The organism is Brachyspira catarrhinii (assembly GCF_005518285.1).
GTDB lineage: Bacteria > Spirochaetota > Brachyspiria > Brachyspirales > Brachyspiraceae > Brachyspira > Brachyspira catarrhinii.
In genome coordinates this window covers 1-765 of record NZ_SJDU01000668.1, presented here as the reverse complement: position 1 = coordinate 765, position 765 = coordinate 1, and the positions used below count along the sequence as shown (strand labels likewise).

Sequence of the window (765 nt, the reverse complement as noted above, 5' to 3'; positions counted from 1 at the left end):
TTCATACTCCCGTCCTTATGCTTACCGCTATGGATAATACTTTAAGATTCAATATCCCTGTGGCTGTAGGAATAGGAAACTATCAGGCTAAAAATACTTTTATAATATCCACCGCCGTGGAGACGAGATATTATTTCCATAAGTTTATAGATTATTTAAGTCAGTTGAGGCTATATGTCTATTACGGTTATGCTCGTATGAGTTATGCCAAAATATTATCGGAGAATGAATTTGATGTAGACCCAAATAGTAAGGCAATCTATAAAGACCAAGCTTCTGTAGGAGTAGATTTCAGAGCTTATTTCAATTTTCCGACTGAAAGAAGTTTATCGATAGAGCCATATATCCGAGTCTTATACAGTCAAGCGTTGGAGACTGTAGAAAACTTAAACGGAACTCTAAACAGATATAAAGGCAATAATTTTGATATTAATGCCTATGGTTTCGACTATACAGGGATGATTTTCGATTCGAGTAGCTCTCAAAGTTTATCGGGCGGTTATATAGCGAGCGTTCCAGGGATACCGAATCCGCAGGGAACTTTATCTATAGACGGTATATATAGAGTAGGTATAGCTTTGCCGTTAGGATTAAGAGCTTCAAATGATTCCGTTGGTTTATATGTAGAGCCTTCTCTATCTGCGACTATTTTCGGTGGTAATATAAGTTTACTTGGAGTTGAGAGGAAGGGACCTTTCTATACATTCGGTTATGTCGTATATGCCGAATTGACGGTAACGCCCGTAAAAGATTTAGAATTATATT

1 pseudogene is annotated in these 765 nt (G+C 37.1%); it reads left to right on the top strand.

Annotated elements, in window-relative coordinates:
• Window positions 1-765 (top strand): annotated as a pseudogene (locus EZH24_RS12970) (variable surface family protein); the annotation flags it as partial.